Source organism: bacterium (assembly GCA_041648665.1).
Classification (GTDB): domain Bacteria; phylum UBA10199; class UBA10199; order 2-02-FULL-44-16; family JAAZCA01; genus JAFGMW01.
Map to the genome: position 1 here is coordinate 1 of JBAZOP010000197.1, position 2,828 is coordinate 2,828.

A 2,828-nucleotide genomic window follows, 5' to 3' on the forward strand; every position below is an offset into this window, starting at 1 on the left:
TGGGGGCGATGGACAGGACGGATCTGAGAGGACTCTGCGGCCGAAACAATCTATTGGCACGTTCGAGGAATCGCCCCTTGTCAGACGAACGGACGGCCTCCCAAATTAGGAAGCGGAGGTCCTCGTCCCTGCCGCCAATAGACATTGTGAAGGTCTCAGGCTTGTGGCCCGCTCGCTGGACGTCGACCGTCAGGTCCTTGTAGTCCGTCGCTACGGAGAAAGACAGATCCGCTGTGGCACTCTGCCATCGCGTAAGTAGCGGCTCGCCATGCTTGTCGACAAACGTAGCGAGTTCCTTGGACGCTCCCTCTGCGCCGGCGAAGGAGTATCCTAGACTAAAAGACTCCTCTCTGCCTGCCCTTCCACCTCTATACGTTGCTATCGTTTCGTAGCCACCCATCTGAAAGGGCGGGGCGTTGAAGTCCACCAAGAATGGAAACTTGAAGCGTTCAGACACCAACGACAATGCGGCCATCGCAGTGGTCTTGCCAGAGCTATTCTCGCCGACGAATATCGTGAGCGGCCTGATGGGTATCTCGTGGCGACCCGCGAAGCCCCGGACGTTGTCCACTATCAGACTGACGTTTTCCTGGCTGGGTGTCTTGGTCATTGGCGGTCATCCACGCTTGAGGTCACGTCCGCAAGCTCTGAGGGGTGGAGATGTTAAGGGAGTGGATTTTGAGTAGGCCGGGCAAGACTGCCACGGACAGCGCGGTCAAACAATCCCGAAATCCGCCCGAGACGCAGAGCCGAGACGCAGAAGCGGGTTGCGGACTGAGATTCGGAGAGGAAGTACGGGCTTCGGCGGCCTAACGGCCTGGCGATATGCTGCCGGCCGTCCCTCACGCAAGTCGGAGGCCATGCGCCGCCGGTACGGCGGGGCAATGGCCGGGGTCGAAGACGAAGGGCGCTGTGCCCGAGGTACGAGGGCACCAGCGCCCGCCGCTCACCTCAGGTCAAACCTCGTCGAAGAGGAACGCGAAGGCCGGTCAGCATCATCGCATTGTTGGACGGACCGCCCCCAGCCTAGGGGAAGATGATCCGATCTTCTTCTCGTCAACAACGTGACCGTGCGAGTCAGAGGGGCTTCGCGTCTGCCTGAAGCTCGTCGGGACGACGCGACCTCCGACCGAGAGCGCTGCTTCGAGCTGGTCTTGACGGCCGAGATCAACGCCAGTCGGTGGCTGACCAGGGAGGTGGAGCCGCCGACCTTTTGCGAATGCCGACAAGTCTGCTGCCGTTCAGTGATTAGAGACGCGTCTGCTGCCCTCATGACGTATTGCTCGTCCACTCCCACAGGGTCGGGAGCGACCTCTCGATCGGCGTTATCACCAGGTCCCGGCAGCCGCAGCGTGGACAGACGAGCGGGTCGACTCCGGTCAGGGCCAACACCCGTTCCTCCCAGCCTTCGAGCTCGCACAGGGGCCGCTCCTTGACCACGACCGCGCTCTGTTCGGCCGGCGCCAGCAGCGCCCGCGCCTTGGCGTGTTCCGCCTCTGCCCGGCTTGCGTACAGGCCATAGTAGCGCAGCTTGTTGAAGCCTCGAGGTAGAACGTGCAAAAGATACCGACGGACAAACTCCTGCCACGGCAAGCTCAACCGCTTGGCGTCTCGCGTCTTGAAGGTGACCGACTCGCCCCGGCTCGAGACCATCCGCTGGTCCGAGATCGCCACCCCTTGGGCGTAGCGCGCCAGGTACTTGAGCGCCTGCTCCGGCCGAGCCCCAGGCGGCGGCGCCTCGACATCGACCACCCACGTCGTCTTCCACATCTTGCGCATCAGCCGCTTGAAGGCCCAGCTCTCCGAGAGACCTGACGCCTTCCCTTGGAACTCGAGCCGTTCCTCGTCGTAGAGCCGGAACAGCCCCTGCACCATCTCCTTGCGGAAAATCGCCGCCAGTCGCCGATGAGGAAAGAGAAACGAGGGACCTGTTGCCACCCAGCCCCCTCCTCCCTTGAGTAGCGCACCCCCCGTGACCACGGCATGAACGTGCGGGTGATATAGAAGCTCCCGCGTCCAGGTGTGAAGCGCGGCCATTACCCCCATCGTTCCGCCCAACACCGACCGCCCCAAAGTCCCGATGGTGCGACGGACCGCGCACAACATCAGGTCGTAGACGGCTCGCTCATTCTGCAGCGCTATCACCCGAAGTGGCTCGGGCACCGTGAAGGTCACGAAAAAGTGCGCCACCGGCAAGAACCGCTCGAGCCGTGCCGAAAGCCACGTCGCCCGAGACAGCGATCGACAGTTCGGGCAGTGTCGGTTGCCGCAGGAATTGTAGTGCAGCTCGGTGTAGCCGCACTCCGAACACGTCCGCCGATTGCCCCCCATCGCCGCGGTTCGGCAGGCACACAGATCGAGAAGCACCCGCCGCTGAGCGAGACTGACCCCATGCTCCAGCAGATACGCCTGCCCGTGCTCTCGAAAGACCTCGATGACCTGCGGGCCTCGCGCCCGAGGCGCTGCCACCCCGCCGTGACTCGCCTCCGCGCCGCAAGATACCGCCCCGTGCATCGCCGATCGACCTCGCAACTGCTCGAGGTATCGGCCTGCCCTCCGTCAAGGTGTCTCTCGAGCTCGGACGCAACTCCGCTCCGGTCTCCGACGACAACCGCTTCAGCAACAACGACGCACCTTCAGCCCAGGAGACCAAAACAGCATCCGGGCGTCACGGTCAGACATGCCCGGCTTCGGTCCGTCCAACGGCCTGGCGATATGCTGCCGGCCGTCCCTCACGCAAGTCGGAGGCCATGCGCCGCCGGTACGGCGGGGCAATGGCCGGGGTCGAAGACGAAGGGCGCTGTGCCCGAGGTACGAGGGCACCAGCG

At 63.6% G+C, this 2,828-nt stretch carries 3 protein-coding genes; 1 reads left to right on the forward strand and 2 read right to left on the reverse strand.

Annotated elements, in window-relative coordinates; translation table 11 throughout:
• Positions 1–610: hypothetical protein (locus WC683_20650; protein ID MFA4975022.1), on the reverse strand; the 610-nt coding region annotated here is incomplete at its 3' end.
• Positions 611–1,269: 659 nt separating this feature from the next.
• Entirely contained in the window at positions 1,270–2,514 is a 1,245-nt protein-coding gene (locus tag WC683_20655; GenBank protein MFA4975023.1) for a transposase, read from the reverse strand.
• A gap of 50 nt (positions 2,515–2,564) precedes the next feature.
• Between WC683_20655 and WC683_20660 the strand changes: the two genes are divergently transcribed.
• A partial coding sequence (locus tag WC683_20660; GenBank protein MFA4975024.1) for a hypothetical protein occupies positions 2,565–2,828 on the forward strand: 264 nt, incomplete at its 3' end.

Bases quoted from the DNA above. Each gene is read 5' to 3' on its own strand.
- WC683_20655 (MFA4975023.1), bottom strand. From the start codon at position 2,514: ATGCACGGGGCGGTATCTTGCGGCGCGGAGGCGAGTCACGGCGGGGTG.